The following is a 1,391-nucleotide window of genomic DNA, read 5'->3' on the forward strand; positions in this document are numbered from 1 at the left end:
CCAGCCGCGGTCGCGGACGCAGTAGGTTGCAAGCGAGGGTGCAAGCCCGACGCCAGCCCACCTCTGCCAAGCGGGTGGCTGGTTGAGCGTCAGCCCGGCAGCCCGGAAGGCGCCTGACGATCTCATCTCACTGGGACCTGTTCCGCCGTCCTCGGCTCCAGCCATTGCTCCGCATAGGCGGGGGCCAGGGTCAGGCTGCGTGGGAGGTCCATGGATGGCGCGTCCGTGGTCACCGCGTCCATGACGAAGTCCAGCGCCGCCGTTAGACCCTGCTGCGTGTAGGGCTTGGCGATGACCCCCACAGCACCCGAGAAGTCCAGCGGCAGCCGCTTCGGATTCGCGGTCACGAAGACCGCCGTCATGGCGGTCTGCGTGGCAATGAACCGAGCCACCTCAGTTCCGGTCGGACCATCCGCGAGGTGAAGATCAATCAAGGCAACATCGGCCACGACCTTGCCAGCACGGGCAATGGCCTCGCAGGACGACACGGCGGTATCGGCGACGACGTGTCCTGCCGTGTTCAGGTAGAGCTCGACCTGCATCATCAGAAGCACCTCGTCCTCGACGACGAACACGCGCAGCGGCTGATGCAAGGCAGGCTCCCGGTCGCGCCTGCGCTCAGGCTGGCAGTTCGAACCTGACCAGGGTGCCTGATGGTTGCGTCGGGTTCCAGGTCACATCTGCGCGCAGCTGACGCGCCAGCATATGGACGAGCGTCTTGCCGAATGACGTGACGCCGTCTGGCTGCGGAGACATGCCGACGCCGTCGTCCGCAATCTCGATGCGCAAGCGGCCCTCGATCCGCTTGACGGCGGCGGTCACGGTGCCGGACCGTCCGCCCGTGAAGGCGTGCTTGAGCGCGTTTGTCACGACTTCGTTGACCATCAAGACGAGGGGAGCCGCCTTGTCAGCCAGCACGGTCGTTGGTTCGAGGTCGAGCCTCACACCGATGTCGCGGCGACCACTGGCGCTGACCAGATCACTCACGATGTCGTGCACGAACTCGGCCACGGAGAAGCGGGTCACGTCGTCCGACTGGTAGAGCCGACGATGAACGGTCGAGAGCGCCTCGATGCGCTGCATCATCGTCCCGAGGGATTGCTGCACGATCGGATCGGTGATGGTCGCTGCCTGCATGGAGATCAAGGCCGTGACCATTTGCAAGTTGTTCTTGACCCGATGATCGACCTCGTGGAGCAGGGCCGTCTTCAGCTGCAGAGCGTCCCGTCGCTCAGTGACGTCGAACTGCGAGGCAAAGAAATACTGCAGCTCGCCCGCGGCCGAACTCACCGGGCTCATGTACAGCGCATTCCAGAACGGCGTGCCGTCCTTGCGGTAGTTCAGTACGTCGACGTTGATGTCGGACCTGGCCGAGATGCAATCGCGGCCAG

Annotated in this window: 2 protein-coding genes; both read right to left on the bottom strand. The window is 64.6% G+C overall.

Translation table 11 applies throughout. The features are described from left to right. Nucleotides 1-122: 122 nt before the first annotated feature. Complete coding sequence (locus tag MFF06_RS22575) at nucleotides 123-593, bottom strand: response regulator (protein WP_238208455.1); 471 nt, start codon at nucleotides 591-593, stop codon at nucleotides 123-125. A 25-nt stretch (nucleotides 594-618) separates the two neighbouring features. After that, on the bottom strand, nucleotides 619-1,391 hold a 773-nt coding region (locus MFF06_RS22580), incomplete at its 5' end, for a sensor histidine kinase (protein ID WP_238208457.1).

The sequence above is a fragment of the Methylobacterium aerolatum genome (assembly GCF_022179085.1).
Lineage (GTDB): Bacteria > Pseudomonadota > Alphaproteobacteria > Rhizobiales > Beijerinckiaceae > Methylobacterium > Methylobacterium aerolatum.